Consider the following 23,135-nt stretch of genomic DNA (forward strand, 5'->3'; position numbering starts at 1 on the left):
GATCCACGTATCGGCACACCACACCGGGGTGCGTCGTGAACATGGTGCACATCCTGCTGGCAGCCGTCGGCGTCTGTCAATGGACACCAATTGGTGTCTCATTCGGTGGAACGGTCTCTGACCGCAGATCAGAGCCCTGCCGAGGGCCTGGGACCGGTAGCCGGGTGCACCGCGGCCTCCTCGGGGTGGAGCCACAACGGCCCGTTCCCGGTATCCACCCGGACCGCGTCCGACGGCGGCCGGCCCCCTTCGGCGAGCAGCTCCGCCTCCGGTCCGCTCAGGCTCCGGTGACGTTCCAGTGCCTGCGCCGGGGGGAGAGGTGCGGGGGTCTCCAGCAGTCCGGGGCAGAGCTCCTCGACGGCCCCGGCGTACGCCTCCAGGGGCCGCCAACCGGGCACCACCCGGTACCCGGCGGGGGAGCGGAACAGGAGGGTCGGCAGCGCGTACCGGAACCCGTCGTCGGGGGTCGGCTTGGCCGCACCGGGGTGTGGCGATCCGTCGCGCACGGACAGCACTTCGGGCACGGGGCGGCGCGCTTCCGCCCGGTCGGCCCGTACCCGTTCGAGTACGTCGGCCGAGGCCGCGTCGGACATCAGCCGGCCCGCGTCCAGACCCGGCACGCCCCGCGTCGCGGCCAGGGCGAGTGCGATGGTGTCCGCCGGCTCCCCGAGCACGAACACGGTCTCCCGCAGCCGCCGCAGCACCCGTTCGGCCACGCCGGGACCTTGGAGCTCCGCGGCCTTGGCCACGAGCGATGAGGGCCAGGAGCTTGCGGCGACCCGGCTCAGCCGGACCGCGCGGGGTGCCCGGGTGTGCGAGCCGATCTCCTCCACGTAGCTCGCGTACCAGGCCGTCTCGGCCGCCGGGTCAGGCGGTGGATCGTCGTCGGCGTCGAAGAGGATGGCGTACGACCGCCGCCAGCGGACCCGGCCTGCCAGGGCCGCCCGCAGGTGGCGGAAGACGGGCTCCGAACCCCAGGCCCAGGGGCACATCGGATCGGTGTACTCCACCACCTCCACCACGGGCGGCGGTTGCGGTGCGCCCGTCACGAGACGCCGACCCCCGACGGCCGCTCCAGCACGCCCGCGGGCAGCAGTGAAGCCAGGGTGCGTCCGCCCAGGACCGCCGTCGCCTCCGCCTCGACCTGCCGCCACACACCGGGCAGGCCCACGGCCGGGCCGGGGTAGTCGAGCGCGGCCAGGGGCTCGCCGCGCAGGGTGATCACTTCGCCGTCGACGGCACGCACGATGTCCAGAAGGGCGATCTCGCCGGCCGGTCTGCCCAGCCAGTAACCGCCCTCGCAGCCGCGCTGGCTGCGCACCAGGCCGGCTCTGCGCAACTCACCCACGACGGACTTCAGGAACCGGAACGGGATTTCCTGCGAGGAGGCGATGGCCTCACAGGTCAGAGGACGGCCAGGCTCACGGGCGAGCTCCAGGAGGGCCCGCGTGGCGTAGTCCGCCTTCGCGGAGATATGCATGCTCACATCATGCCCGACGACCGTTGCGCGACAAGGGCTTCGCGGAGCTCCGCCCCCACATTGCGGGAACATTGCCGCAGGTGAAGGGCAATGGACACCTCTTGACATCCTTTTCTCCGCCGCTCTAGCGTCCCTGCCATGAGCGAGCCGCTGACGACCCCCGGTGAAGGCTTCCATCCTCACCTCCACCACGCCCCGGACCGGTCGGCCGCGCCGTTGCGCAGCCGGGTGCACCACATCCGTGCGGACGCTCTGGACGGCGACACCGCCCAGACCGGAGGCATGCGCAGGTTCGCCGCCGTCAGCGGAAAGACCGTCGGCGCGGAGAGGTTGTGGATGGGTCAGACCCACGTGGCCCCCGCGACCTCCTCCTCCGACCATCACCACGGCGAGTCCGAGACCGCCATCCATGTGGTCAGCGGACACCCCGAGTTCGTGTTCCTGGACGACTCGGGCGGCCGACCGGAGGAGGTACGGCTGCGCACCTCACCCGGCGACTACATCTTCGTTCCGCCCTTCGTCCCGCACCGGGAGGAGAACCCGGACCCGGCGGAGGAGGCCGTGGTCGTCATCGCGCGCAGCACGCAGGAGGCGATCGTCGTCAACCTCCCCCGGTTGTACGTGCTCGGAGACCCGCAGGACTGAAGGGCGCACCGCCAGGTGCCTCCGGCGCGACCACCGTCCGGCTCTTCACGGGCACGGAGAACCCGCACCGGTCCTACGATCTGTACGAGAGCGTCGGCCGCCGTCCGCGTCGGTAGCCTCGGCAGATGGATTTGCGACTGGCGGCGTACGCCGTGTGCATCGAGAACGGGCGCGTGCTGCTCGCGCACGCGGTGGAGCCGGGCGGCAGGAAGACGTGGACGCTTCCGGGCGGCAGGGTCGAGCATGCCGAGGATCCGTTCGACGCGGTGATCCGGGAGGTTGCCGAGGAGACCGGATCGGACGCCGTGGTCGAACGTCTGCTGGGCGTGGACTCACGGGTGATCCCCGCTGCGGAACGCCGCCTGCCCGGCAGTCCCGAACTGCAGAACATCGGTATCTTCTACGAGGTCCGCATCACGGGCGGCCGGCTCAGGCCCGAGCCGAACGGCGAAACTGCCGAGTCGGTCTGGACACCGGTCCCCGACGTCGCTCGCCTCGGCCGGTCCTCGCTGGTCGACATCGGCCTCGCCCTGGCGCAGACCGCTCCGGCGACGGGCCACGTTGCTCCCGTACAGCTCGGTGGCCTGCTCCGACACTGAGCACGCCACCGAGCCGTACCCGTGCCCGCGGTCCTCGGCGGAGGCCGGACCGCTCAGCCGGCGTCCGGGAACGCCCATGTGCCGGGGAGTTCGAACAGGCGCTGCGCCCGGCGTTCGTTCTCCTGCCGGACGGCAGTGACCCACAGGGGCTCGTCCTCGCGGTGCAGGTACGGGCAGACGGTCCGGTGCGCGATCCGGCACCGAGCCCCGGGCAGGGGTTCGGCGTCCCACAGGTTCATCGCCCTGCCGTCCTGGGTGAGGATCCACCGCCGGCGCGGGGGGACGGTGTGCGCGGCCACGACGATGCGGGGTTCGAGGAGCACCCAGTGCCCGGTGTAGTAAGTGGGGTAGCGGTCCTGCGGGAGGCCGCAGTGCGGGCACTCGGGCCGCGCGGGCGGTGGTGGCGCGGTGGCGCCTTCGAGGGCGGCCAGTAGCGCGGGGTCGGGGCGGTCCGGGCAGGGCGTGTTGTTCTCGGTGTCCCCCATCTGTCCCAGGGTCCGGACAGGCCGCCACATGCGGTAGGACGCGATCCGGCCACGCCGGCACGGCAGAACCGTTCCCACATCGGCATGGGGGCCTGCGGTGGGTGGCGGCGAGGGCCTGACGGTGCTCGGCGGGAGCGCGTGTCCGCGGGCAGGGCGCGCCGGCCAACTGTTCCCCGGCCCCGCCGGGGAACACCAGAGGGCCTTGAGCTATGGCCCCCTCCACGTGCCGATGCCGCGTCAGCCGACCAGCAGTACGAGCTTTCCGCGCACATGGCCCTGCTCGCCCACCCGGTGCGCCTCCGCGACCTCGGCGAGCGGGAACGTCCGCGCGACCGGGAGCGAGAAGCGACCGGACCCGATGAGCTCGCCGATCTCCCCGAGCGCGTGGACCGCGCGACCGGCGTCGCCGCGGCTGAACACCACCCCGTGCTCCCGGGCGCCGGCGAAGTCGGCGACCGTGATGACGTGTTCGGCGCCGCCCGCGAGCGCGATGAGCTCGGGAAGCACTCCACTGCCTGCCACGTCGAGCGCGAGGTCGACGCCGTCGGGAGCGAGCGCGCGGACCCGCTCGGTGAGGCCCTCGCCGTAGGCGACCGGTTCGGCCCCCAGCGAGCGCAGGTAGCCGTGATTCGCCGGACTCGCGATACCGATCACGCGCGCGCCGCGCACCACGGCGAGCTGCACAGCGGCGCTCCCGACACTTCCGGAGGCACCGTTGACCACCAGCGTGCCGCCGCTCACGACGCCGAGCCCGTCGAGCGCCCGGGTGGCCGTCTCGACGGCGGCGGGCAGCGCCGCGGCGCCCGCGAAGTCGAGCGACGGCGGGACCGGCGCGTAGTGGGACAGCACCACCAGCTCTGCCTGGGCGGCGCCCTCGGTGGAGAAGCCGAAGACGCGGTCGCCGACGCTCACATCGGTAACGCCCTCGCCGAGCTCGTCGACGACGCCCGACGCCTCATGGCCCATCGTCTGCGGGAGTTCCTCGTCCATGAGGCCCTGGCGCTTCTTCCAGTCGCTCGGGTTGACCCCGGCCGCGCGTACCGCGATCCGGACCTGCCCGGGACCCGGGTGGGGATCGGGGAGCTCCACGATCTCGAGGACCTCCGGGCCCCCGAAACGGCTGTAGCGGGCTGCCTTCATTCTTCGCTCCGATCTCGACCAAGGGCGGTACGTGTGCGGCGCGTTCGACAGCGCACGCGGCTCGCCGCGAACACCGTACGTGAGGGATGACGTCCCTCCGGACATCGCACCTGATGATTCGGTGAAAACGTCATGCCGGATGACCCGGGACAATGGCCGCAAGGCGTTCCGGGTCACTGATCGACAGGATCTCGACGATCCGGCCGTCGGCCACCGAGCACGCCATCACGCCCAGCAGCCTGCCGTTCGCACTCCACACCACGATCCCGGGTTCACCGTCGACCAGGGCGGGGCGCGCGGTCACCGCGGCGCGAGCACCGCGCTGGGCCCGGGTTGCCACCTCGGCCGCCCCGGTCCTGACGACCACGCCACGCGCGGAGTGAGAACGCCACGTCACGTCCGGGTCCAGCACGCGCAGCAGCCCTTCGAAGTCTCCGCTCCGTGCTGCCGCCAGGAAGGCGTCGACCACCGCGCGTTGCCGCTGCCGCTCAGCGGCCGGACGGGGCGTGTCGTGTACTTTCCGACGGGCCCGGCTGGCGAGCATCTTGGCGGCGTCCGCTGACCTGCCGATGATCTGGCCGATCTCGTCGAACGGCACCGCGAACATGTCGTGCAGCACGAACGCCAGCCGTTCCGCCGGGCGGAGCGTATCGAGCACCACCAGCAGTGCCGTCCCGACCGATTCGGCGAGCAGTGCGTCGTCCTCGGGTGCCCCGTCAGAGTCCTCGACAACCAGCAGTTCGGGCAGCCTGTCGTCGAACGAAGCCTCCGGCCTGGCCTTGCGCGAGCGCAGCACGTCGATGCAGACCCGGCCGACCACGGTGGTCAGCCAGGCCGCGAGGTTGCCTATCGAGGCCGCGTCCTGGCGCGCCAGCCTCAGCCATGCCTCCTGCACCGCGTCCTCGGCGTCCGCCCGCGAACCGAGCATCCGGTGGGCCACCGCCACGAGGCGGCCGCGCTGCTGCTCGAAGGCTTCCGCCAGGGCGTCGGCCGGAGCTGGGTCGTCCGGAGCCGGTGCGGTCATGTCGCTGCCTTCCTCGAGCGGGTTCCGTCATGCCTGTGACGAGCCCACAGGGGCCGAGGTAACCGATGAACGGACAGACCGGGCGAGCACGTACGGCAAACCCGGGCAGGAGCCGGTGAACGCGGAGCCGCCTGGTGGCCCGTACCCATGGTCAGGCCACGGGGGCCGGTCGCATCCAGTGGTCCTCGGTCGTCCAGCCGAGGAAGCGGCGTCCCGCGCCGGCGTCCGGTACGCCCCCCGACGCGGTCTGTCGCAGTCCGGTCAGCGCCGGCGCGAGCCGGGCCGCGACATGACCGGGGAAGCGGGCCGCCTCCTCGTCCAGCCGGTTCAGCACCCGGGCCCGGCCCGCGGGATCGCAGAGCGACAGGTGGAACACCATCTGCCGCCACGCGTACGCCGCGTCCTTGATGGTGGACAGCGGACGCGGGTTGCCGTGTATCCGGGCCGTCATCGCGCACACGGTGGTGAAGCAGCGCAGTGCCAGCACCTCCCATCCCGGCTCCGGTCTGATGCCGACCCGGCTGACCAGGGTGGCCAGATTGTGGGTGGTGAGGATCTGGGACTGCTCGATGACCTTGCCGTTGGCCGCCACCGACCAGCCACGGGTGCCGGAGGCGTCCGCTCGCTCGGCGCACAGCTTCGCGAAACCGGGAGAGGTGCGCGCCCGGTGCGTACGGTTCAGCGAGTCGCTCGCCTCGCTGATCGCGAGGTTGCGGACCGCCGCGTAGTCGATGCCGTAGTAGCGCTCGTACAGTGTGCCGCCGAGCAGTTCGGCGGCGACCCGCGCCGCGGCGAGGAACTTCGGGGTGAAGGTGCCCATGAAGATGTCCGACGCCAACTCCTCCACCAGCGGTGCCCCGGCCTCGGCCTGCCGGGCGAGCACACCGAGTTCGCGGACCAGCGGGTTGGGAAGGATCGTGCCGGGAAACGCCTGCACGGCCAGTTCGCCGAGCTGCCGGAGCGCGGTGTGCGCGGGCCCGCGGCCGTCGCTGTCGCAGCGATGCCCGGCCGCCGCGCGTACCCACGGCAGTTCCTCGACGCGCACCTGCCGTTCGAGGTCGAGCAGCAGAAGCGAGCGCCGGTTGCGGAACGCCCGGTAGTCGGCGGCCATCAGGGTGCGCAGCGCCTCGTCCCGGTATGCCTGCGCGTGGGTGGAGGCGACCAGCTGCGGCACCAGTTCGGCCAGGACCTCGGCCGACGGCACCACACCGCGCTCCACGAGCGTGGTGACCGGGGCGCTCAGCGCGGCCTCCACCACGCGCCGCACAGCTGCCGGGACCACCGCTCCCGAGGGCAGTCCGCTCTCCGCTGCCTCGCGGGCGGAGACATCCGCGACCAGCGGTGCCACATCAGCCGCGCCGGTCTGCTGCGGAAGTCCGGACAGGCGGTCGAACACCAGTCGGGCGATTGCGTGGTGCGAGGGCCGGGCGGCCTGCGCCGCCTGCGCGGCGCGCAGTTCACCGTGGCGCACGGAGCCGGGACGGCCACGCCGGCGGACCATGGATTCCACCGCGTGACGCAGGAGTCCCGTCCGGCGCGCGTCCAGCGGCCGTCCGGCCACGGTCTCCTCCAGGGCGCCACGCAGGATGCCCAGGTTCTCCTTCGGCCTGCGGTGCTTGGTGCAGCGCGTGTGGACGGCCGCGAGCTTCCGGTAACGGCGCAGGAGCACGGCACCGCGCTCCAGCCAGTCGGCGTCGGGTACGCGGTCCAGGGCCCGTCCGGCACCGGCGGTCTCCAGCCAATGGGCCAGCAGTTCGTCGCCGAAGGGCTGCCAGACGGCGAGCGCCTCGCGCTGGGTCTCCACCGCGGAGTTGGGCCGCCTGGCGGCGAGGGACGCACCGGCGTCGCCGACCGTGCGCCGGTGCACCGCATCGACGTCCGGAGCGGGGAGGCCGGAAGGGCGAGGCAGGAAGCGCAGCCGGTCGGCCCACGGCTCCAGGATGTCGACGAGTTCCAGCGCAGCGGGCACATCACCGGCCCGCACCAGCCACGCCACCATCAGCAGCGCGGCTTCCTCGGGCACCAGGACCTCGTAACGGCCGCTGTCGAGAAGCCTGCCGAGCCGGTCGAGACCCGGCTCGGTGAGGCAGTACGCGAACAGCGCACGGCGCCCGGCGGGTATCCCGGCCGACGCGGCGGCCTCGTACTCGTACGGCTGGAGCGGGCCCTCGGCGGCCGCTTCGGAGGTGGCGAACCCTCCTCGTACGACCTCGGGGGTCACCCAGGCGGGCAGCCCCGCCACCGGGGTGCGTGAACCGATGGTCAGACGGCCGTCGGCCATTTTGGCGAGCACGGCCCGCCAGCGGTCGACGCGGCCTGCCGCCCGCTCACGCGTATCGGCTTCGCCATGCGTCAGCGAGGTCAGGAAGGCCTGGGCCAGCATGGCGCGGGGATAGTTCGCGGAATCACCGGACGGTGCGGAAAGCTGCTGCTCAGCGTCGTCGTTCATAAGCCGGCGTGGCAGGTTCCGCCCCTGCGCCCTCCGGGTCCGGAGCCCGGTGCTCTGGCTACTGAGCTACACGCCGATGGAGGCGACACTAGGCGCCGGGCCGGTGCCGGGACAAGCAGTTTTCTCCCTCCACCGGCGGCGGTGGCCACCGGCGGGGCGGTCGCCGGTCAGGCCGCGCGTCGACCGGTGTGCAGCGGGGCCCCGCCCGCGAGGTCCTCGGGGTCCAGAGCCAGCGCCAGGGCGGCGGTGGCACCGACGTCCGCCAGGCTGTGCGCGTCGGGGAGGAGTTCCACCCCGTCGGCGCCGGGCCGGTGGATGAGCACCGGCACGTACTCCCGGGTGTGCAGCGCATGGCCGATGGTGGGGTCGTTTCCGTGGTCGCCGGTGACGATCAGCCGGTCGCCGGGATCCGCGAGAAGCGCCACGAGTCCCGCGAGTCCCGCGTCAACCTGCTCCAGCAGGTGTCCGTACCGGTCGGTGTCCTGCTGGTGCCCCGCCAGATCCGTCTCCTGGACGTTCGCGACCACGAGCGCGTCGCCCTCCGCGCGTACCGCGTCCAGGGTGTGCGACAGGACGTCTGCGGTGTCGACGGCCGGATGACGGATCGCCGCCCCGCACTCCAGGATGTCGGCGGCCTTGCCCACCAGGGTGACCGGGATGCCGGCCCGCGCCGCCAGCTCCGGAAGCTGGCGGGTGTGGTCCAGCGGGGCGCCCAGGTGCTGAACCTGGAGGCCGCCGTTGCGGTAGAAACCGGAGGCGGGGGTGTCCAGACCGATCGTCCCGCCGTCTCCTGGGCGGACGAAGCCGGGGAGCGGGCCGTCCGCGTGCCCGCCGACCGCGATGACGCGCGCGACCGGAGCGACGGCGCGCACGGTACGGGCGATGGCGAGGATGCCACCGGGCCCTTCGAAGGGGAGGTCGTCGAGGCGGCCGGAGGCGTTCCAGTTGATCCCGGGGTCGGCCTCCAGGTTGTCGTGGACCAGGACCGACCCGTCGACGACGAGCAGTGGCTTTCCGTCCAGCGGTTCGACCCGGTGCCCGGCGGCCGTGAGCGCAGCGGACACCTCGCCGAGGTGGTCGGCGAGTCTGGCGACCGTCACATGGCTGAAGTCGGCGCCCATCATGGTCTGGTGGCCCGCGAAGGTGTCCGCGCCGGGATAGCCGAGCGCGGCCCGGCCCGCGGCCACCGGCAGATGGGTGCGGCGTGCCAGGTCCGGGTGCGCGTGGACGAGCCCGAGCCCCAGCGCCCCGAGCACCGGCAGGCGCAGGGGCCGCCCGAATGAGGCGCGGCAGTGGTCGAGTACGTGTCCGCAGGTGTCGGCGGCGAGGTCGCCGGGGCGCAGGGCACCCGCGTCGGGCATCGCCCCGACGCCGAACCCGTCGATGACGACGATGACGGTCTTGGCCATGAGGTGCTCCTTACAGGGCTCGGCCGTGGGCGTCGTACAGCCCATTCAGCCGAGGGCTGCCGGAGTCCAGTCCGGAGACGACGGCGACGGTCGAGCGGGTGACGAAGATCTGCGTGCGGAAGGCCAGCAGCGCGGTGTCCCCGACGCGGACGTCCGCCGCGCGGGAGGGCGCGTCGAGCAGCCGGTAGTAGTCGATGTTCTCGGCGGGTGCGGGCTGCACGCCCAGGCGGGCTCCGGTGCGCGGCAGCAGGGCGCTCCGGATGTGCGAGCGGGTGTAGAAGCCGCCGCCGAATATCGCCGGGCGGCCGTCGTCCAGGGTGTGCGCGACCTCGCTGACGTACACGTACGCGGGTTTCTCCGGCTGTGCCGGATCGATGGCGTGCAACGGGGTCGTCCCGGTGAGGGCGTGGCCCGGCTCGCCGTGCGTGGCCCCGAGCTCGGCGAGCAGCGGGAGGGAGGCCATCGAGGTGGCGCTGGGGGCGCTGAGCTTGAGATCGCGGTGTCCGCGCGCGGACAGGAGTTCGCGGGCCTCGAGCGCCAGGCCGAAGTTGGCAGTGGCGGCCGGCACCCCCGTCGCGGGGTCGCACAGGACACACGGGAAAGCGGTGACGCCCGCGATCCGGATCCCGTCCAGTGCTTCGGCGTCCTTGGCGAAGGCGTCCAGCCGCTCCAGCGGGACGCCGCCCTCCTGGCCGGGGTAGACGGCTCCGCCGGCGCCTTCCAGCCGGATCAGGACGTCCTGGACGAAGCCGAGTTCGCGTGCCGCGTCGGAGACGGCGCGGGCGTTGGCCAGGTCGAAGACGGTGACGGTCTCCGGACGCCAGGCCAGCATCTCGGGCAGCGCGCGCCGGGGGATCTGCACGAGGTGGCCGAGGTTGCCGGGCCGCGCGCCGGCCGCGTGCAGGGTGCGGGCCTCGGCCGGGTCGATGGCGGCGGAGCGGGGGATGTGCCGGGCGATGGCCCGGATCAGTTCGGGGTTGCGGCCGAGCTGCTTGACGACGAACCACAGGCTGATGCCGAGGCGTTCGGCCTCGGTCGCGAGCAGCGCGGCGTTGGCCTCGACGGCGTCCAGGTCCACGACGTAGGTGTCGGGCGGGATGGCGCCGTCCCGGTGGAGCGCGGCCGCGGCGTCGACGAGCCCGGGGTTGCGGGTGAGCACGGTGTCGAGAAACACGGTCAGTCGTCCTTCGGGTCGTCCAGGGCGGCGAGCGCGCGGCGCAGGATGTCGATGACGAGATCCGCGCCCGCCCGCATCGGGTTGATGCGTACGGTCCAGTCGGCGAGTTCGGGGGAGTCGTCGAGAGCCGAGCTGGACATCCGGTAGAAGAGCGGTGCGATCTCGTAGCGGGAGTTGGAGCCGACGGGGTAGGGGGCGGCTCCGAAACGGGCGGCGACGGCGGGCAGTTCCGCGGCGACGGGCCGGTCCAGACGTACGAGCAGGCAGCGGTCCTGGGCGTTGGCGATACGGACTTCGGCCACGCCCTCCACCTCACCGGCCGTCAGCCGTTTCGCGACCTCGGCGCCCACCTGCGACTGCACGGACCACATGACGGGAACGTGGGTGAGGGCGCGCAGGGCGTCGAGTGCCTGATGGCCCTGGACCTGTCCGCCGCCGGAGTAGTTGTCGCGGCGGATGTGTTCGACGAGGTCCCGGGCGCCGACGACGAGGCCGACTCCCTCGGGGCCGTGCAACTTGAAGAGGGAGAAACAGGAGGCGTCGGCGCCCAGTTCCACACCGGCGGCCGGCGTGCGCATGACGGCGTAGTTGTCGTCGACGATCGTGCGGACCCCGGCAGCCCGGCAGGCGGCGATGACCTCGGCCGGATCGTAGGAGTCGGCGAGCCGTTGACGGGTGTGCTGGATGTACGCCCACCGGAACCGCCCGGACGCCAGCGCCGCGTGGAGCGACTCGGCGTCGTTGAAGTCGGCCTCCTCACTCTCCACACCGATGCCCCTCAGGGTGACCTCCGTCGTGCGGTAGACCGGGGCCCGGTGGATGAGCAGCGGGTCGCCCGCCCGGACGGCCGCGTTGAGGGCGGCCCGGATCGCACCGGTGCCAGCGCCCTGGACGAAGGCGGCGTCCCTGGCCCCGAAGAAGTCGGCCAGTACGGCTTCGACGCGGGCGGTGGTGCGGGGCCGGCCGAGGCCGGGGACGACCCCTGCGTCGGACGAGAAGAGCTGCTGTCCCTCGAAGTGTGCCGCGGTGGCCTCCAGCAGCCGGAACTGCTTGGTGACGGCATCGTCCAGAGCGACGGTCGCCAGCGGGAAGGTGACGGGAAGCACGGGGGGTACGGGGCTCATGTCAGTTCTCCTCGGCACTCGCGCCGGTCAGGAAGCGCAGGGGATTGCGGCGGGTCAGCAGGTCGATCAGCTCCTCGTCGGCGCCCGCCGCCCGGAGCTCGGGCAGGAAGCTCCGGAAGAGATGCCCGTAGCCCTGGCCGCCCTCGTCCCGGAGGTAGCCGTGGCGTGAGATGTCGCAGCTGAGCAGTACCCGGTCGGCATGGCCGGCCTCCACGAGGGCGAGCAGCAGCCGCAGCCTGGTCCGGTCGCTCTGGTAGGACGACTTGCCCACCGTGTCGAACGCGACGTACGCCCCGCTCGCCGCGAGCTCCCGGTGGACACCCGGGTCGTCGAGCAGGTCCTGGTGGCCGATGCTGACGCGGTGGGCGGGCAGCCCCTCGCCGGTGAGCAGTTCCAGCTGGGCGAGGCCGCCCCGGCCCAACTGCGCGTGGGTGGCGAGCGAGAGGCCGGTGGCCCGCGCGGCCCGCGCGCCGGCCCGCAGGACCTTGGCCTCGGCAGCCGTCGGGACATCCCCGTGACTGCCGATCTCACCGAGGACGCCCGGCCGGACACCCGTACCGCCGATGCCGTCCTCGCTCTCGCGGACGAGGACCTCCGTGAGCTGCTCCACGTCCGCGGTCTCGATCTCCGGCGTGTGGAACGGTTCGTAGTACCAGCCGGTCGCTGCGACCACCGCGACCTGTGCCTCCCGGCCGATCGCGGCCAGGGCGGGGACGTCGCGCCCCATGCCCCGGCAGGTCAGCTCGACGACGAGGGAGAGCCCGAACTCCTCCCGCAGCGCCCCCAGCTCGGCGGTCACGGCCGCCGCGTGGAGTCGCGGGTCGAGTACGGCCGCGCGGTCGCCCCGCTGGTCCAGGTCGAGGACCAGATGCTCGTGGGCGAGAGCGGGGCCACGTACCGAAGCGGTCGCGAGATCGCCGCTGACGGTGCGCAGGGTGTGCGGGGCGGGGTGGTTCATCGTGGGGGTTCCTTCTTCGCGTACGGACCCGGTGCGGTCACTGGGCGGTCAGCCCTTGATCGGGGTGAACAGGTCGAGCCAGTACAGGATGTTGAGCAGAATGCCGCCGACGATCACGGCCGCCGGCGCGGCGGCCATCTTCACGACAGGACGGCCCATCGCCTCGTTGAGCAGGTAGAGCCCGCCGACGACGAGGATGCCGAGTCCGCCGCCCATGGCGTTGGCGGCCATCAGCGAACCGAAGAGGATCGCCAGCTGGAGGGTGTCACCGATGGCGCTGCGCAGATGTTCGGAGGAGTCCCGGACGCTGGGCAGCTTGCCGAGGACCCGGCCGATCCAGGAGAGGGCCAGCACTTCGGCGGCGAACACGAGCGCACCGACGACAGCCGCCAGGAACGGGTTCGGCATCAGGTAGCCGATCGGGTACACCAGCGTGAATCCGGCGATGCCGTACGCGCCGGAGGCGAGCGCGGTCGTCGCGATCAGCGGGATGAAGCCGAACACCCGGTAGAAGTCGACCTGGGCCGCCTCGGAGTACTGTCCCTTCGCGATCAGGAAGCTGGTCGCCTCACCGCCGCCGAATATGTGCATCTGGGCGAGCACACAGACGCCGGCCCCGAGCACCATGAACAGCGGCAGATACCTGCGCAGCCGGGCCGCGCTGGCGCTGAACAGCGACGCCATCGGATCGTCCTCCAGGACGATCTCCTCGACGCCCGCCGCACGGTCGGCCCGGCGCTGCCGGACGTCCTTGGAGACGGCGAGCCCGATGAGCATCAGCACACCGACGGCCATGGCCAGCGCTCCGGCGAACATGTTCGGCCACAGCTTCATGGTCATGACGACGAGGGCCAGTTCGAGAACGCCCGCGATCCCGCCCCACTTGCGCCCGAACTGCTTGGTGATGGCGAGCACCGGGAACAGCGAGAAGAGGAAGAGGATCGGCGTCGACATCTGCTGCATCGCGGTCAGGAAGTCGACCGGCAGGTCGTGGGCGACGTTGTTCGCCCCGTTCAGACCGAAGACGACCACCGCCCCCCAGGCGCCGCCGAGAATCGGTGCGAGCCACTTCTTCGGCGCCAGCATCCCGAGGATGTCCGTGGGCAGGAAGACCAGCCACGGGTTGAGGACGCCGGTGGACAGGGCCATCGGGGCACCGAGTCCGAAGATGAATCCGGCGGAGAGACCGAAGGAGACAGCCGTCGTCGCGCTGCGGGTGGTGCGCCCCTGGATGAAGTCCAGCATGAAGGGCCGTACCCCGTCGTTGAAGACGGCCAGGGCCATGTGCGAGATGTAGGCCGTCAGCGCACAGAGGGCTATCACGGTGAGTTGCTGGGCCAGCGTGAAGTCCAGGTTGGCGCCGGCTGCGAGTGTGGTGCTCACGAGTCACTCCTTGGTGCCCGGGATGATGAGAAGAGGCTGGGATCAGCCGCGGGCGGCGATGGTGCGCGCCATGAGGGGGGCGATGACATCGATCTGGTCCATCGAGAAGCCGAAGACCTTCTTGCCGTCGGCGAGCAGCTGGGCGACCGTCTCCTCGCTCGGGACGCTCCGCCCGAAGGTGTGGCAGACGGCGCTGCCCATGAGACCGACGAGCACGCCGAGCGAGGCGCCCGCGCCGGTGTGGCAGGTGCCGAGGTAGTAGTCGGCCTGGCCGGCGCGGAGCTTCAACGCGGCGTCCATGTCGCTGGAGGCGACGACGTCGAGCGAATCGATGCCGAGCCCTCCGATGGCCGCGGTGACCTCGGCCTTGCCGACTCCACCGGTGAGGATCTTCGTCATGGCTGTTCTTCTCTCTGTCTCGGTTCGTCGGTTCGTCGGTACGAGTACGAGTTCGGTGGCGTGATGGGCTGTGCCGCCCGCCGCGACCGGTCAGGACGTGGGCGTGGCGGGGGACTGCTGGTCCAGTACGGCCAGGTGCATGCCGAGAAAGTTGACCTCGGACTCGGGAAGAGCGGTCCCCAGCTCCCGTTCGGCACGGGCCGAGACGGCGCGGGCGCGGGCGACCGCGCCGGGATGTCCCGCCAGCTCGGCGGCGACCTGCTCGTCGGTGAGGAACTGTTCGATGGGTTCGCCGTCCAGCAGCCGGCCGAGCGCCATCATCAGATGGCTGGTCAGCATGCCCGCCGTCGCCTCGGTGACCGTGCGGCCCTCGGCCTCCAGGGAGGCCAGCTCGGTGGTGACGAAGTCCGCCACCTCGGGCTTGACCTGACCGCCTTCGCGAAAGAGCTGGATCCGCAGTGCGAGCTGGTCGTCCATGATGATCCTCCTAAAATCAACAGTAACCAGGATTTTGTATTTTCAGGGCGAACGACTCCCTGGAGTTATGAGACCCCGGTCACTGAACCCGCTGGTCGGAACGGCTCCGGGCCCGTGGACCGGCACGGCTCCGGTCCCGTCGGTCCCGTCGGTCCCGTCGGTCAATACGATCAGTACGAGGGGACGCGTTCACCACGGAGCACCTCACTCTGCAGTCGTGTCACGAGCGACAGATCCAACGAGTCGCGGACCGCGGCGAGAGCCTTGGCCCCCTCGGACCGGCCGATCACGGCCGCGGTGGAGTTGCGCAGGGCCAGCTCCCGAGTGACCTCGTCGCCCAGTGGAAGCACGTCGACGCCGATCCCGAGCCGGTCCTGCGCCTCGTCCAGGTTCCAGACCGTCGCGTCGACCTCGTTCCTGGCGAACAGGTCGCCCAGCTGCATGTACGACGCCTCCCGCCACTCGACGTCCGTCCGGCCGGCGAAGACCCGCTCCACGAGCATCCGCAGATCCTCCGAGGCGTGGTCGACCGCCACCCGCAGTCCCGGCGCGTCCAGGTCCACTCCGTGCCGCACCAGCATGCCGTGCGCGCCGACGTAGGTGGCGGGACCCAGGTCGGCCACCAGCTCCACCGGGTGCTCGGCGATCAGCTGGTCGGCGGCGAAACGCGACAGGACGACCAGGTCGACCTTGCCCTCCAGCAGCGCGGCCGTCCGTGCTCCGGCCCCTCGCATGAACGTGATCGCGAACGGTGCGCCGGCCTCCTCGAACGCGCTGCGCAGTCCGGTCGCCAGACCCTCGTAACGTCGCGAGTAGGGGAGTGGCATCGCGGCCAGGAGGGTTCCGAGGCCGGACAGCCGCCAGAGGATGGCGCGGTCCGAGTGGACGAGGAACGTGCCCAGATGGCCGCGCGCGGTGGTGGAGATCGCTCCGGACTCCTCCAGCAGATGGAGGGCGGCCTGAACGGTGCCGTTTCCACAGCCCAGCTCCTCCGCGAAGTCGCGCACGCGGGGCAGTCGGGTGTCCGGCTCGTGATGCAGGAGCAGGACGGCGAGCTGCCGTGCGGCGAGGCCGTTGCGCGTGAGGAAGCGGTTGTCGAAATCGTTCACGAATCAAACAGTAACCAGGATTCTGGATACTGACAAGGGTGTGAACCGTGCAGGTCGTGCGGGCCGCACGTGGATGGCGACGAGGGGCCGAAAAGCGCGCCGTTCCGCCCGTGGTGCGGGAGGCGGCGTGCTCATGATGGAGGTCGCGCGGGTACGTGAAAGCCCCGGGCTCCGGGCCCAGCACGGTTCGCGGGACCAACCGGTGGGACGGCGGGCGAGCCCGACGGGGACCCAGGCCGGGGAACTCCCGGGGGACGGCCACCCGTTCGACGCGTCCGCCGGGCGGCCGGCGTGCGCACGCGCGCGGTGGCGGGGAACATTGCGCCATGGGCAATTCGGCTCCACAGGCAGGGGGCCCGCACAAGCCGGCGAGAGCCGGCGCGAGCGGTCCGCCGAATCAGGCACTCGCGCTCGCCGCGATGATGTTCGCCGTGTCGATGACGTTCATCGACCAGACCATCGTGGCGATCGCCGCGCCGGACATCATCCACGAGCTGGGCCTCACCTCCTCGCAGATGCAGTGGGTCATCAACGCCTATCTGCTGACCCTCGCCGCCTTCTTCGCGCTCGGCGGCCGGCTGTCCGACATCTACGGCCACCGCCGCATCATGCTCCTGGGCACGCTGGTCTTCGTCATCGCGTCGGCGCTCTGCGGCGCCGTGCCGACGGGCTCCTACGCCCAGGCGTGGCTGATCGGGTTCCGGGCGATCCAGGGCGTCGGCGCGGCCTTCATGTTCCCGGCGGCGCTCGCCGTGGTCATCGCCGTCTTCCCGGTGGAACGGCGCGGGCGTGCGCTGGCGTTGTTCTTCGGTGTCTCGGGCGCGCTCACGGCCATCGGTCCGCTGCTGGGCGGATGGCTCACCGGCTGGACGTGGCGGGCCATCTTCTGGATCAACGTCCCCATCGCCGTGATCGCGATCGTGCTCGCGCTGCTCGCGCGCATCCCCGAGAGCTCGAACCGGGAACCACTGGACGTGCCCGGAACCGTGCTCATGGCCGTGGGCATGGGGCTGACCGTGCTGGGCCTCCAGCAGTCCGCGTCCTGGGGCTGGGACACCTGGCGGACCTGGGTGTGCATCGTGGTGGGGCTCGCGGTCCTCGCCTGGTTCTGCCGCTTCGAGCTGCGCCGGCGCCATCCGCTCATCAAGCTCCAGGTCTTCCGGGACCGGGCCTTCGCGGTGGACATGGCCGTGCTCTTCTTCGCCATGACGGCCTTCGTGCCGGTGCTCTTCTTCGCCTCGGTCTACGCCCAGGTCTCCCTCAGCGCCTCTCCCAACCAGGCGGCCCTCTACCTGCTGTACTTCTTCGTCGGATTCGCCCTCGCCTCCCAGTGGGGCGGGCGCATCCTGGACAAGCGTGGAGCCCGTCCGGCCCTGAAGCTCGGTGCCGCGGTCGGCGCGGTCGGCTTCGCCCTCTGGGCCGGCAAGCTGACGACGCTCTCGATGCACGACCAGTGGTTGTACGCGGCGATCGCCGGTGCGGGCATCGGCTTCATCCTGGCGCCCGCCTCGACCGATGCCGTCAACCGGTCGATCGGCGCATCGTACGGTGAGGTCACCGGCATCACCCAGACGGTCCGCAACTTCGCCGCCAGCATCGGTCTGGCGATCTTCGGCACCGTGCTGACGCACGTCACGGTGAACCGCGTCGGCCAGACGCTGCGGGCGGAGGGCGTGCCGCGCGGCCCCGCCCACGACGCCGCCCACCACATCGCCGAGGCCGTCACAGGGAACGCGGACGCGCGAGGGCCCACGGGCGGGGGCCGGATCGCCGAACTCACCAGGGATTCCATGCAGTCGATCCGCATGGACTTCGCCGAGGCGAACCAGTGGGTCTTCTACGGCATGGCCGGTGCCCTCGCACTCGCCTTCCTCTGCTCGCTGTGGCACCCGGGGACGCGCGTGACGAAGGACCCCGGGATCGCCCGACCGGAGGAGCCCGCGACGCCCGCACCGCACGCGTGACGAATATTCCTTGACACGAATATTCGTTCAGGGGAATACTGGTGTCCATGACGGATGCACTCCTGATCGCACTGGCCGACCCGGCCCGCTGGCGGCTCGTGCGGCTGCTCGCCGAGCACCCCCGCTCGGTCGGCGTCCTCGCCCAGCTCGCCGAGGCGCGCCAACCGCAGACGACCAAGCACCTCCAGACGCTGGAGCGTGCCGGTGTCGTCACCTCCCAGCGCACCGGGCAGCGCCGCATATACGCCCTCCGGTCCACTCCACTGCGTGAACTCGCGGCTGTGCTCAGCCGAATCGCGGACACCGCGGAGCGGACGGACGGCCTGGGCGCCACCTACGACCGCTACGGGCTCAGCGTCCACGCGGAGCGGCTCGCCGCCGATGCGCCGGGCTGGGCGGACGGGCGCTCGTTCACGTTCCGCCGCTCGATGGCTGCCGGCCCCGACCTCGTGTGGCGCCACCTGACCGAGGCCTCCTTGCTCGCCCGGTGGTGGACACCGGACGACCTGCGTGTCTCCGAGCTCGTCTTCGAGGCGCGCCCGGGCGGGCGGATCGTGCAGGAGTACCGCGATGCCGAGGACGCGGACGGATCGGACGCGGTCGCGGGGCGGGCCGAAGGAGCTGTCGAGGAGATGAGCCCCGGTGAGCGCCTCGCCTACCGGCTCTCCCCGCTGCTTCCCGACGGTGGCCCCGCCTTCACCGCGCACGTCGATCTCGACCTCCGGCCCACCGATACGGGCACGGACCTCGCCGTCCACTACAGGATCGCCGAAAGCGCCGTCGACTCGGCGGACTTCATCGCGGGCATCGAGATCGGCTTCGGCCAGAGTCTCGACAAGCTGGCGGTGACCGTCACCGAGGACTCGCACCGGATCGCCGACAACCAGGACACCGAGTCCGAGGACACCACCGAAGCCCAGGGCGCCACCGAAGCCCAGGGCAGCACCGAAACCCAAGGCACCCAGACCCGTTCGAGGAGCGCGAAATGACAGAGCAGACCGCCGGCCGCAGGATCGTCACCAACATGAGCCTTTCGCTCGACGGCCACTACGCAGGTCCGGACAACCCGCTCGACATGGGCTGGGTGATGCCGTACGCGGTCACCGACGTCGCCCGGGACCATCTGACGGGCCTCTGGGAGTCGGCGACGACGGCCCTGCTCGGCCGGGTCAACGCCGAGGGGTTCCTGGGGTTCTGGCCCACCGTCATCGGTATGGAGGGGGCCGACCCGCGCGACGAGGGCTTCGCGAAGTGGCTCGTGGACGCCGAGAAGGTGGTCCTGTCCTCCACCCTCGACGAGGCGCCGTGGGAGCGGACGACGATCGTCGACAAGCCGACCGCGGAGTTGGCCACCGAGCTCAAGACGGCCGAAGGGGGCGACATCCTCGTGCTTTCCAGCGCGAGCGTCATCAAGGCCCTGCTGGCGGCGGACAAGGTCGACCGGCTGGCGCTCACGGTCTTTCCCGTATTCCTCGGCGGCGGGCCGCGCCTGTTCGACGACGGACTGCCCGCGGAACAGTGGTCGCTCGTCAGTCAGACTGCCGGCGAGCACGGCACGCTTGCCCTCGTCTACGACCGGGTCCGCTGAGCCCCGCCGATCAACGCGAGCGACGAGCTGTGTGCCGTAGTACGGGCGCCGTAGCGTGGGCGAGTTCCGTGCCCACCAGACGCTAAAGCCGGACGGTCATCTCCACGCTGACGTCGTCGCCGGCCGAGAGACGCTGCGGCTTGCGCACAGCATTCTTGAGAGGCAGCAGATAGCCACCGTCCTTGGGGAAGAGCGACGTGGTGAAGACGGTGTCGCCGATATGGGCCTCGACCGGGATCACGCCCCAGCCGTACGAGGCCATCGCGGCCACCTCGCGGATGTCGGCTGCCTGTTCCTCGGGCACGGCGACGAAGTAGAACGGTGAAGGCCCGCGCCATTCGATCACGATGCCGGTGAACACCACGTTCATGAGGCCGATCCGTTTCGTCGAGGAGGGCGGGAATCCGGGCAGAGTACATGGGGCGTGACCAGGGGCTCCAGCCGCTCCTGGGATCCGAAGGCAGGCAGAGCCCGAAGCGGGTGGAGCCGATATCGTGCCGACATGACACGTGAGTTCGACATGGCGCACTCGCTCGCCGTGGGTGTTGAAGACCGCGGTGGTGCATGGGAGTTCGTTCGGGGGTTCGCCGAGAACTGGTCCGCCGCGCTCAGCGACGGCGACGGGTGGGCCGAGGCGGATCTCGCGGCGGCGGAGGAGAGGCTCGGCATCCGGCTGCCCCTGGCACTGCGCGAGGCCTATCTGCTGTTCGGCCGCCGACAGGACATCACCAGTAATCACGACGTCCTGCTCGGCCCGTCCCAGCTGCATGTCGACGAGGCGGAGGAGGCACTGGTGTTCCGGCACGAGAACCAGGGCGCTGCTTCCTGGGGAATCCTCCTCGATGAACTGTCGGCCGAGGATCCGGCCGTGTTCGTGCGCGCCGACCTGGCCGACAAGTCCGCGGAGTGCTGGGAAAGGTGGCTGGAACGGCTGTCCCTGTGCTTTGTCGAGATCGTGTTGTCGGAGTCCTTGCAGGCCGATGACGGGCTCTGCGACTTCCTCGGCGACTTCGACCACCACGGCGTCGAGGTACTGGAACAGAACTGCGCACGACTGCCGTTGCCGGAATGTTCGACGGCCGAGCAGGAGGGCGCTGTCCGTTGGTTCCTGGGGCGCGACGTGCTCCTGCGGGACGACGACGGGGCGTGTCTTCTGGCTCGTGGCCGTACTCAATCAGCCCTGGACGGCATCCGAGAGCTGATCCCGGGCGACTGGATGAACGATTTCCGGTAGACCCGGTCCGCGGTCCCGGCGCAGCGTTGTCACCGGGCTTCGTCGCTGTCCGTCCTGAAGGAGCCCTCGCACACCCGGCGGTGGTGACGGCTACGACTCGGCGACGACGATGTAGAACGTCACCGCCGCGAGGAAGGGGCCGTTGGCCAGGTGGTCCAGCCAGCGTCGTGCACCTTCGTCGGTGAAGTAACCGGCGGCGACGGCGCGTTGTGTGGTGCGTTCCAGTCCGAGGATCCTGTCGGCGGCCCGGACCTCCCGGAACACGGGTGTCACCGGGATGACCGTGGGTACCGTGAAGCCGGCCTCTGCCGCCAGTCGGGGGAGCTGTCTACCGATGCGCGCGTTGCGGATGACTTCGTCGGTGACGTACCGGGTGTAGGCGCGCGAGAGGCCGCTGTCCGGGTGGTCGACGGCCAGGGTGTCCCAGTCGGGCTCGCCCATGACGATCCGCCCGCCGGGCCGTAGAACACGGTGGATTTCGCGGAGCGCGAGCAGCGGGTCCTCGACGTGCTGCAGTACCCGGTCCGTACGGGCGCGGTCCGCTGTGCGGTCCGCCAGGGGGAGGTCCTGGATGTCACCGAGGCGCACATCGACCGTCCTGTGCTCGGTGGTGCGTTCCCTGGCGGCGTCCACAGCGGCGCGGTCGTGGTCGATACCGATGACCGCTCCTGTCGCCGTCACTCCTTCGGCCAGGGCGAGGAGATCGGTACCGGGGCCGCAGCCGAGGTCGACCACGGTCTGGCCGGCCCGGACGCCGAGTTCTTCGAGCATGCGCCCCTTGTACGCGCGGCCCAGGTCCGTCGCGGCGAGACGATCGAGATAGACGAGCGAGTCGGGAGTTGCCGTTTCGAACACCGTTGAGGTCATGACCGTCAGTCAACCAACCTTTGTTTCTGCTCGGGGTCGGGTACCGGGAAGAACGCACCACGGGCTCGCCCCGCGGAACTCAGGACGGCCCCCCATGCGTCGTAACGATCATGACGGACATAGACATCGCGCTCCTGGACGAACTGGCCGGCGCCTGGGACGAGATCCATGAGGACTACCGGACAGCGAAGGACGACGGGTACGACCGGGCGGTACTCGACTGCGCCGAGCGGCTCGGCACCGACCCCGGTATCGGATCGGCCCTTGTGTGGACGCTCGGACTGGTCGTGATGGCCCCCTATCTCACCTGGCTGCCGGGTGAGGGCGTCGCTCCTCGGGCGATGGCCGCGCTGAGGGCGACCGATGCGGCCCTGAGCGGGCGGGTCTGCGATCACGCGTCCCACCCGTACCTGGGCCATGACAGCGCTGATGATCTGTGCCTCACCGAGATGCTCGGCCGGCTCATCGACGACACGGCGGAGTGGGATGAGGAGCGGCCCCGGGACGAGTGGCGATGCCCGCGCAACGTAGGCGGGTTCGCCCGGATCGCGATGGACATCATCGAACCCGGATCCGCCACGGACGTTCCGCCCCGCTTGGCGGTGGAAGCCGAGGGCTCCATAGCGTCCCTCTCGGCGCTGCTGAACGGTTACCCGGATGCGTGGACCGACGTCAACGAGGAGATCGCCTGCCAGGGGTGGAACCTCTCCGCCTCGGGCCCCGCTGACCGTGCCGGACACCTCATGGTCGTCAGGGCGGTGACCTGGTACGCAGTCTCCGGCATGGTGCGGGCGAAGTGGGTCCTGGACGATCTGGTGGAGGCGGTGGAATCCGCACTTCCGCATTTCGCCGACGCGTCCTGCGACCATGACGGGCACCCGACACTGCCGGACAGCGGCCCCGATGCCGCGGAGCTCGGGGTCGTGCTGAGCAGCCCCGGCGGACGGGGCGTCTATGAGCAGGGTCTCCAGGAAGGCGAGGGCCCGGCACTGGAGTGGCTGCTCTGCCCCGTCTTCATGACGGAGATCGCGGAAGAGACCCTCAGGACGCTGCGCGAGCGCCGCGAGGAACTCTTCGGGAGCCGGGACACCTCCCACGCCGACACCGAATATCTGCGGGCGGACGGACGGCTCGAGATCGAGAAGATCGTGGAGCGGCTCGACAGCAAGAGCTGGAACGAGCGGTACGCCGACGATCTGGGCCTGTGGGCCGCCCGTCGGTACGAGCACGCCGATGAGCGCGAGCGCCCGGTGCTGCTTGTCACGGCCCACCTGGCGCTGAAGACGTCGTACCCGTCTCCGCCGCCGTCCGTGGTCCGGGACGTCCTCGCGACGATGCGCGCGGTCGCCACCACCGCTCGGCCGCAGGGGTGCGGGCACGAGGATGAGCACCCGACCTTGAAGTACGCGGAAATCCGGCCGGAGCTCCCGCACTTCTACGCGCCTGACGAACACCCACCGGCCGCAGACCCACGGAGTACGCAGGCCTGGGTCTGCCCGCAGTTCGCCCGGGCGGTCGCTGAGGAGTGCATCCGGGATCTGGAGGCTCTGGACGAGGACGAGACGGATGATTGCGAGGCAATGCTGAACTAGTGAACTAGTGAACTAGTGACCGGCTGGGTGGC

The 23,135-nt window shown here is 71.0% G+C and carries 23 protein-coding genes and 1 tRNA gene; 7 read left to right on the forward strand and 17 right to left on the reverse strand.

The window, feature by feature from the left end:
- Positions 1-128: 128 nt before the first annotated feature.
- Together ACFVJX_RS00910 and ACFVJX_RS00915 are read right to left on the reverse strand one after the other, a co-directional pair.
- A complete protein-coding gene (locus tag ACFVJX_RS00910; RefSeq protein ID WP_384123551.1) occupies positions 129-1,049 on the reverse strand; it encodes a DsbA family protein in 921 nt (306 codons plus the stop codon).
- Positions 1,046-1,480: an RrF2 family transcriptional regulator gene (locus tag ACFVJX_RS00915; RefSeq protein ID WP_384123549.1), complete on the reverse strand. Its 435-nt coding sequence runs from the start codon at positions 1,478-1,480 to the stop codon at positions 1,046-1,048. Before ACFVJX_RS00915 ends, ACFVJX_RS00910 begins: the two co-directional genes overlap by 4 nt.
- A 138-nt stretch (positions 1,481-1,618) precedes the next feature.
- Between ACFVJX_RS00915 and ACFVJX_RS00920 the strand changes: the two genes are divergently transcribed.
- Positions 1,619-2,125 carry a cupin domain-containing protein gene (locus tag ACFVJX_RS00920; protein ID WP_384123547.1) on the forward strand — a complete coding sequence of 169 codons (507 nt, stop codon included), beginning with the start codon at positions 1,619-1,621 and terminating at the stop codon, positions 2,123-2,125.
- 125 nt (positions 2,126-2,250) lie between these two features.
- Complete coding sequence (locus tag ACFVJX_RS00925) at positions 2,251-2,724, forward strand: NUDIX hydrolase (RefSeq protein ID WP_384123545.1); 474 nt, start codon at positions 2,251-2,253, stop codon at positions 2,722-2,724.
- Between the two features lie 53 nt (positions 2,725-2,777).
- Here the strand turns inward: ACFVJX_RS00925 and ACFVJX_RS00930 are convergent, their stop codons facing one another.
- From ACFVJX_RS00930 to yhfZ, 13 genes are all read right to left on the reverse strand, one after another.
- A complete protein-coding gene (locus ACFVJX_RS00930; RefSeq protein WP_384123543.1) occupies positions 2,778-3,209 on the reverse strand; it encodes a DUF6083 domain-containing protein in 432 nt (143 codons plus the stop codon).
- 237 nt (positions 3,210-3,446) lie between these two features.
- A complete protein-coding gene (locus ACFVJX_RS00935; RefSeq protein WP_384123541.1) occupies positions 3,447-4,349 on the reverse strand; it encodes an NADP-dependent oxidoreductase in 903 nt (300 codons plus the stop codon).
- A 130-nt stretch (positions 4,350-4,479) separates the two neighbouring features.
- Complete coding sequence (locus ACFVJX_RS00940) at positions 4,480-5,373, reverse strand: sigma-70 family RNA polymerase sigma factor (RefSeq protein ID WP_384123539.1); 894 nt, start codon at positions 5,371-5,373, stop codon at positions 4,480-4,482.
- Positions 5,374-5,524: 151 nt separating this feature from the next.
- Positions 5,525-7,822: a hypothetical protein gene (locus tag ACFVJX_RS00945; RefSeq protein ID WP_384123537.1), complete on the reverse strand. Its 2,298-nt coding sequence runs from the start codon at positions 7,820-7,822 to the stop codon at positions 5,525-5,527.
- Positions 7,823-7,825: 3 nt separating this feature from the next.
- Positions 7,826-7,898: transfer RNA gene (locus tag ACFVJX_RS00950), tRNA-Arg, on the reverse strand.
- 91 nt (positions 7,899-7,989) lie between these two features.
- Entirely contained in the window at positions 7,990-9,231 is a 1,242-nt protein-coding gene (locus tag ACFVJX_RS00955) for a phosphopentomutase (protein WP_384123535.1), read from the reverse strand.
- Positions 9,232-9,241: 10 nt separating this feature from the next.
- Positions 9,242-10,405 carry a YhfX family PLP-dependent enzyme gene (locus ACFVJX_RS00960; protein WP_384123533.1) on the reverse strand — a complete coding sequence of 388 codons (1,164 nt, stop codon included), beginning with the start codon at positions 10,403-10,405 and terminating at the stop codon, positions 9,242-9,244.
- A gap of 2 nt (positions 10,406-10,407) precedes the next feature.
- Complete coding sequence (locus tag ACFVJX_RS00965; protein ID WP_384123532.1) at positions 10,408-11,532, reverse strand: aminotransferase class V-fold PLP-dependent enzyme; 1,125 nt, start codon at positions 11,530-11,532, stop codon at positions 10,408-10,410.
- A 1-nt stretch (position 11,533) separates the two neighbouring features.
- Entirely contained in the window at positions 11,534-12,490 is a 957-nt protein-coding gene (locus ACFVJX_RS00970) for a phosphotriesterase (protein ID WP_384123530.1), read from the reverse strand.
- 48 nt (positions 12,491-12,538) lie between these two features.
- Complete coding sequence (locus ACFVJX_RS00975) at positions 12,539-13,873, reverse strand: YhfT family protein (RefSeq protein WP_384123528.1); 1,335 nt, start codon at positions 13,871-13,873, stop codon at positions 12,539-12,541.
- 42 nt (positions 13,874-13,915) lie between these two features.
- A complete protein-coding gene (locus ACFVJX_RS00980) occupies positions 13,916-14,272 on the reverse strand; it encodes a DUF2620 domain-containing protein (protein ID WP_384123526.1) in 357 nt (118 codons plus the stop codon).
- A gap of 90 nt (positions 14,273-14,362) precedes the next feature.
- A complete protein-coding gene (locus tag ACFVJX_RS00985; protein WP_384123524.1) occupies positions 14,363-14,749 on the reverse strand; it encodes a transcriptional antiterminator in 387 nt (128 codons plus the stop codon).
- Between the two features lie 170 nt (positions 14,750-14,919).
- On the reverse strand, positions 14,920-15,858 hold the full coding sequence (gene yhfZ, locus ACFVJX_RS00990; protein WP_384123522.1) for a GntR family transcriptional regulator YhfZ: 939 nt from the start codon (positions 15,856-15,858) through the stop codon (positions 14,920-14,922).
- Between the two features lie 326 nt (positions 15,859-16,184).
- Here yhfZ and ACFVJX_RS00995 point away from each other — a divergent pair, with 326 nt between their 5' ends.
- Genes ACFVJX_RS00995 through ACFVJX_RS01005 form a run of 3 tightly spaced genes read left to right on the forward strand, consistent with a single transcriptional unit; the run spans position 16,185 to position 19,410 of the window.
- Positions 16,185-17,822, forward strand: coding sequence for an MFS transporter (locus tag ACFVJX_RS00995; protein ID WP_384123520.1), 1,638 nt, complete (start codon positions 16,185-16,187; stop codon positions 17,820-17,822).
- A gap of 47 nt (positions 17,823-17,869) precedes the next feature.
- A complete protein-coding gene (locus ACFVJX_RS01000; RefSeq protein ID WP_384123518.1) occupies positions 17,870-18,811 on the forward strand; it encodes a metalloregulator ArsR/SmtB family transcription factor in 942 nt (313 codons plus the stop codon).
- Complete coding sequence (locus ACFVJX_RS01005) at positions 18,808-19,410, forward strand: dihydrofolate reductase family protein (protein WP_384123516.1); 603 nt, start codon at positions 18,808-18,810, stop codon at positions 19,408-19,410. The genes ACFVJX_RS01000 and ACFVJX_RS01005 overlap by 4 nt, the downstream gene beginning before the upstream one ends.
- Positions 19,411-19,492: 82 nt before the next feature.
- On the opposite strand, the gene ACFVJX_RS01010 is transcribed toward ACFVJX_RS01005, so the two are convergent.
- Complete coding sequence (locus ACFVJX_RS01010) at positions 19,493-19,780, reverse strand: DUF1905 domain-containing protein (RefSeq protein ID WP_384123514.1); 288 nt, start codon at positions 19,778-19,780, stop codon at positions 19,493-19,495.
- A gap of 132 nt (positions 19,781-19,912) precedes the next feature.
- Between ACFVJX_RS01010 and ACFVJX_RS01015 the strand changes: the two genes are divergently transcribed.
- Positions 19,913-20,644: an SMI1/KNR4 family protein gene (locus ACFVJX_RS01015; protein WP_384123513.1), complete on the forward strand. Its 732-nt coding sequence runs from the start codon at positions 19,913-19,915 to the stop codon at positions 20,642-20,644.
- A gap of 90 nt (positions 20,645-20,734) precedes the next feature.
- Here ACFVJX_RS01015 and ACFVJX_RS01020 read toward each other — a convergent pair whose 3' ends face one another.
- Positions 20,735-21,511 carry a methyltransferase domain-containing protein gene (locus ACFVJX_RS01020; RefSeq protein ID WP_384123511.1) on the reverse strand — a complete coding sequence of 259 codons (777 nt, stop codon included), beginning with the start codon at positions 21,509-21,511 and terminating at the stop codon, positions 20,735-20,737.
- Positions 21,512-21,621: 110 nt separating this feature from the next.
- Here ACFVJX_RS01020 and ACFVJX_RS01025 point away from each other — a divergent pair, with 110 nt between their 5' ends.
- On the forward strand, positions 21,622-23,103 hold the full coding sequence (locus ACFVJX_RS01025) for a hypothetical protein (RefSeq protein WP_384123509.1): 1,482 nt from the start codon (positions 21,622-21,624) through the stop codon (positions 23,101-23,103).
- The last annotated feature ends 32 nt before the right edge of the window (positions 23,104-23,135 follow it).

The organism is Streptomyces sp. NPDC127177 (assembly GCF_042672475.1).
Lineage (GTDB): Bacteria > Actinomycetota > Actinomycetes > Streptomycetales > Streptomycetaceae > Streptomyces.

Bases quoted from the DNA above. Each gene is read 5' to 3' on its own strand.
- ACFVJX_RS00915 (WP_384123549.1), bottom strand. From the start codon at position 1,480: ATGCATATCTCCGCGAAGGCGGACTACGCCACGCGGGCCCTCCTGGAG.
- ACFVJX_RS00920 (WP_384123547.1), top strand. From the start codon at position 1,619: ATGAGCGAGCCGCTGACGACCCCCGGTGAAGGCTTCCATCCTCACCTC.
- ACFVJX_RS00925 (WP_384123545.1), top strand. From the start codon at position 2,251: ATGGATTTGCGACTGGCGGCGTACGCCGTGTGCATCGAGAACGGGCGC.
- ACFVJX_RS00930 (WP_384123543.1), bottom strand. From the start codon at position 3,209: ATGGGGGACACCGAGAACAACACGCCCTGCCCGGACCGCCCCGACCCC.
- ACFVJX_RS00935 (WP_384123541.1), bottom strand. From the start codon at position 4,349: ATGAAGGCAGCCCGCTACAGCCGTTTCGGGGGCCCGGAGGTCCTCGAG.
- ACFVJX_RS00940 (WP_384123539.1), bottom strand. From the start codon at position 5,373: ATGACCGCACCGGCTCCGGACGACCCAGCTCCGGCCGACGCCCTGGCG.
- ACFVJX_RS00945 (WP_384123537.1), bottom strand. From the start codon at position 7,822: ATGAACGACGACGCTGAGCAGCAGCTTTCCGCACCGTCCGGTGATTCC.
- ACFVJX_RS00955 (WP_384123535.1), bottom strand. From the start codon at position 9,231: ATGGCCAAGACCGTCATCGTCGTCATCGACGGGTTCGGCGTCGGGGCG.
- ACFVJX_RS00965 (WP_384123532.1), bottom strand. From the start codon at position 11,532: ATGAGCCCCGTACCCCCCGTGCTTCCCGTCACCTTCCCGCTGGCGACC.
- ACFVJX_RS00970 (WP_384123530.1), bottom strand. From the start codon at position 12,490: ATGAACCACCCCGCCCCGCACACCCTGCGCACCGTCAGCGGCGATCTC.
- ACFVJX_RS00980 (WP_384123526.1), bottom strand. From the start codon at position 14,272: ATGACGAAGATCCTCACCGGTGGAGTCGGCAAGGCCGAGGTCACCGCG.
- ACFVJX_RS00985 (WP_384123524.1), bottom strand. From the start codon at position 14,749: ATGGACGACCAGCTCGCACTGCGGATCCAGCTCTTTCGCGAAGGCGGT.
- ACFVJX_RS00995 (WP_384123520.1), top strand. From the start codon at position 16,185: ATGGGCAATTCGGCTCCACAGGCAGGGGGCCCGCACAAGCCGGCGAGA.
- ACFVJX_RS01000 (WP_384123518.1), top strand. From the start codon at position 17,870: ATGACGGATGCACTCCTGATCGCACTGGCCGACCCGGCCCGCTGGCGG.
- ACFVJX_RS01005 (WP_384123516.1), top strand. From the start codon at position 18,808: ATGACAGAGCAGACCGCCGGCCGCAGGATCGTCACCAACATGAGCCTT.
- ACFVJX_RS01010 (WP_384123514.1), bottom strand. From the start codon at position 19,780: ATGAACGTGGTGTTCACCGGCATCGTGATCGAATGGCGCGGGCCTTCA.
- ACFVJX_RS01015 (WP_384123513.1), top strand. From the start codon at position 19,913: ATGACACGTGAGTTCGACATGGCGCACTCGCTCGCCGTGGGTGTTGAA.
- ACFVJX_RS01020 (WP_384123511.1), bottom strand. From the start codon at position 21,511: ATGACCTCAACGGTGTTCGAAACGGCAACTCCCGACTCGCTCGTCTAT.
- ACFVJX_RS01025 (WP_384123509.1), top strand. From the start codon at position 21,622: ATGACGGACATAGACATCGCGCTCCTGGACGAACTGGCCGGCGCCTGG.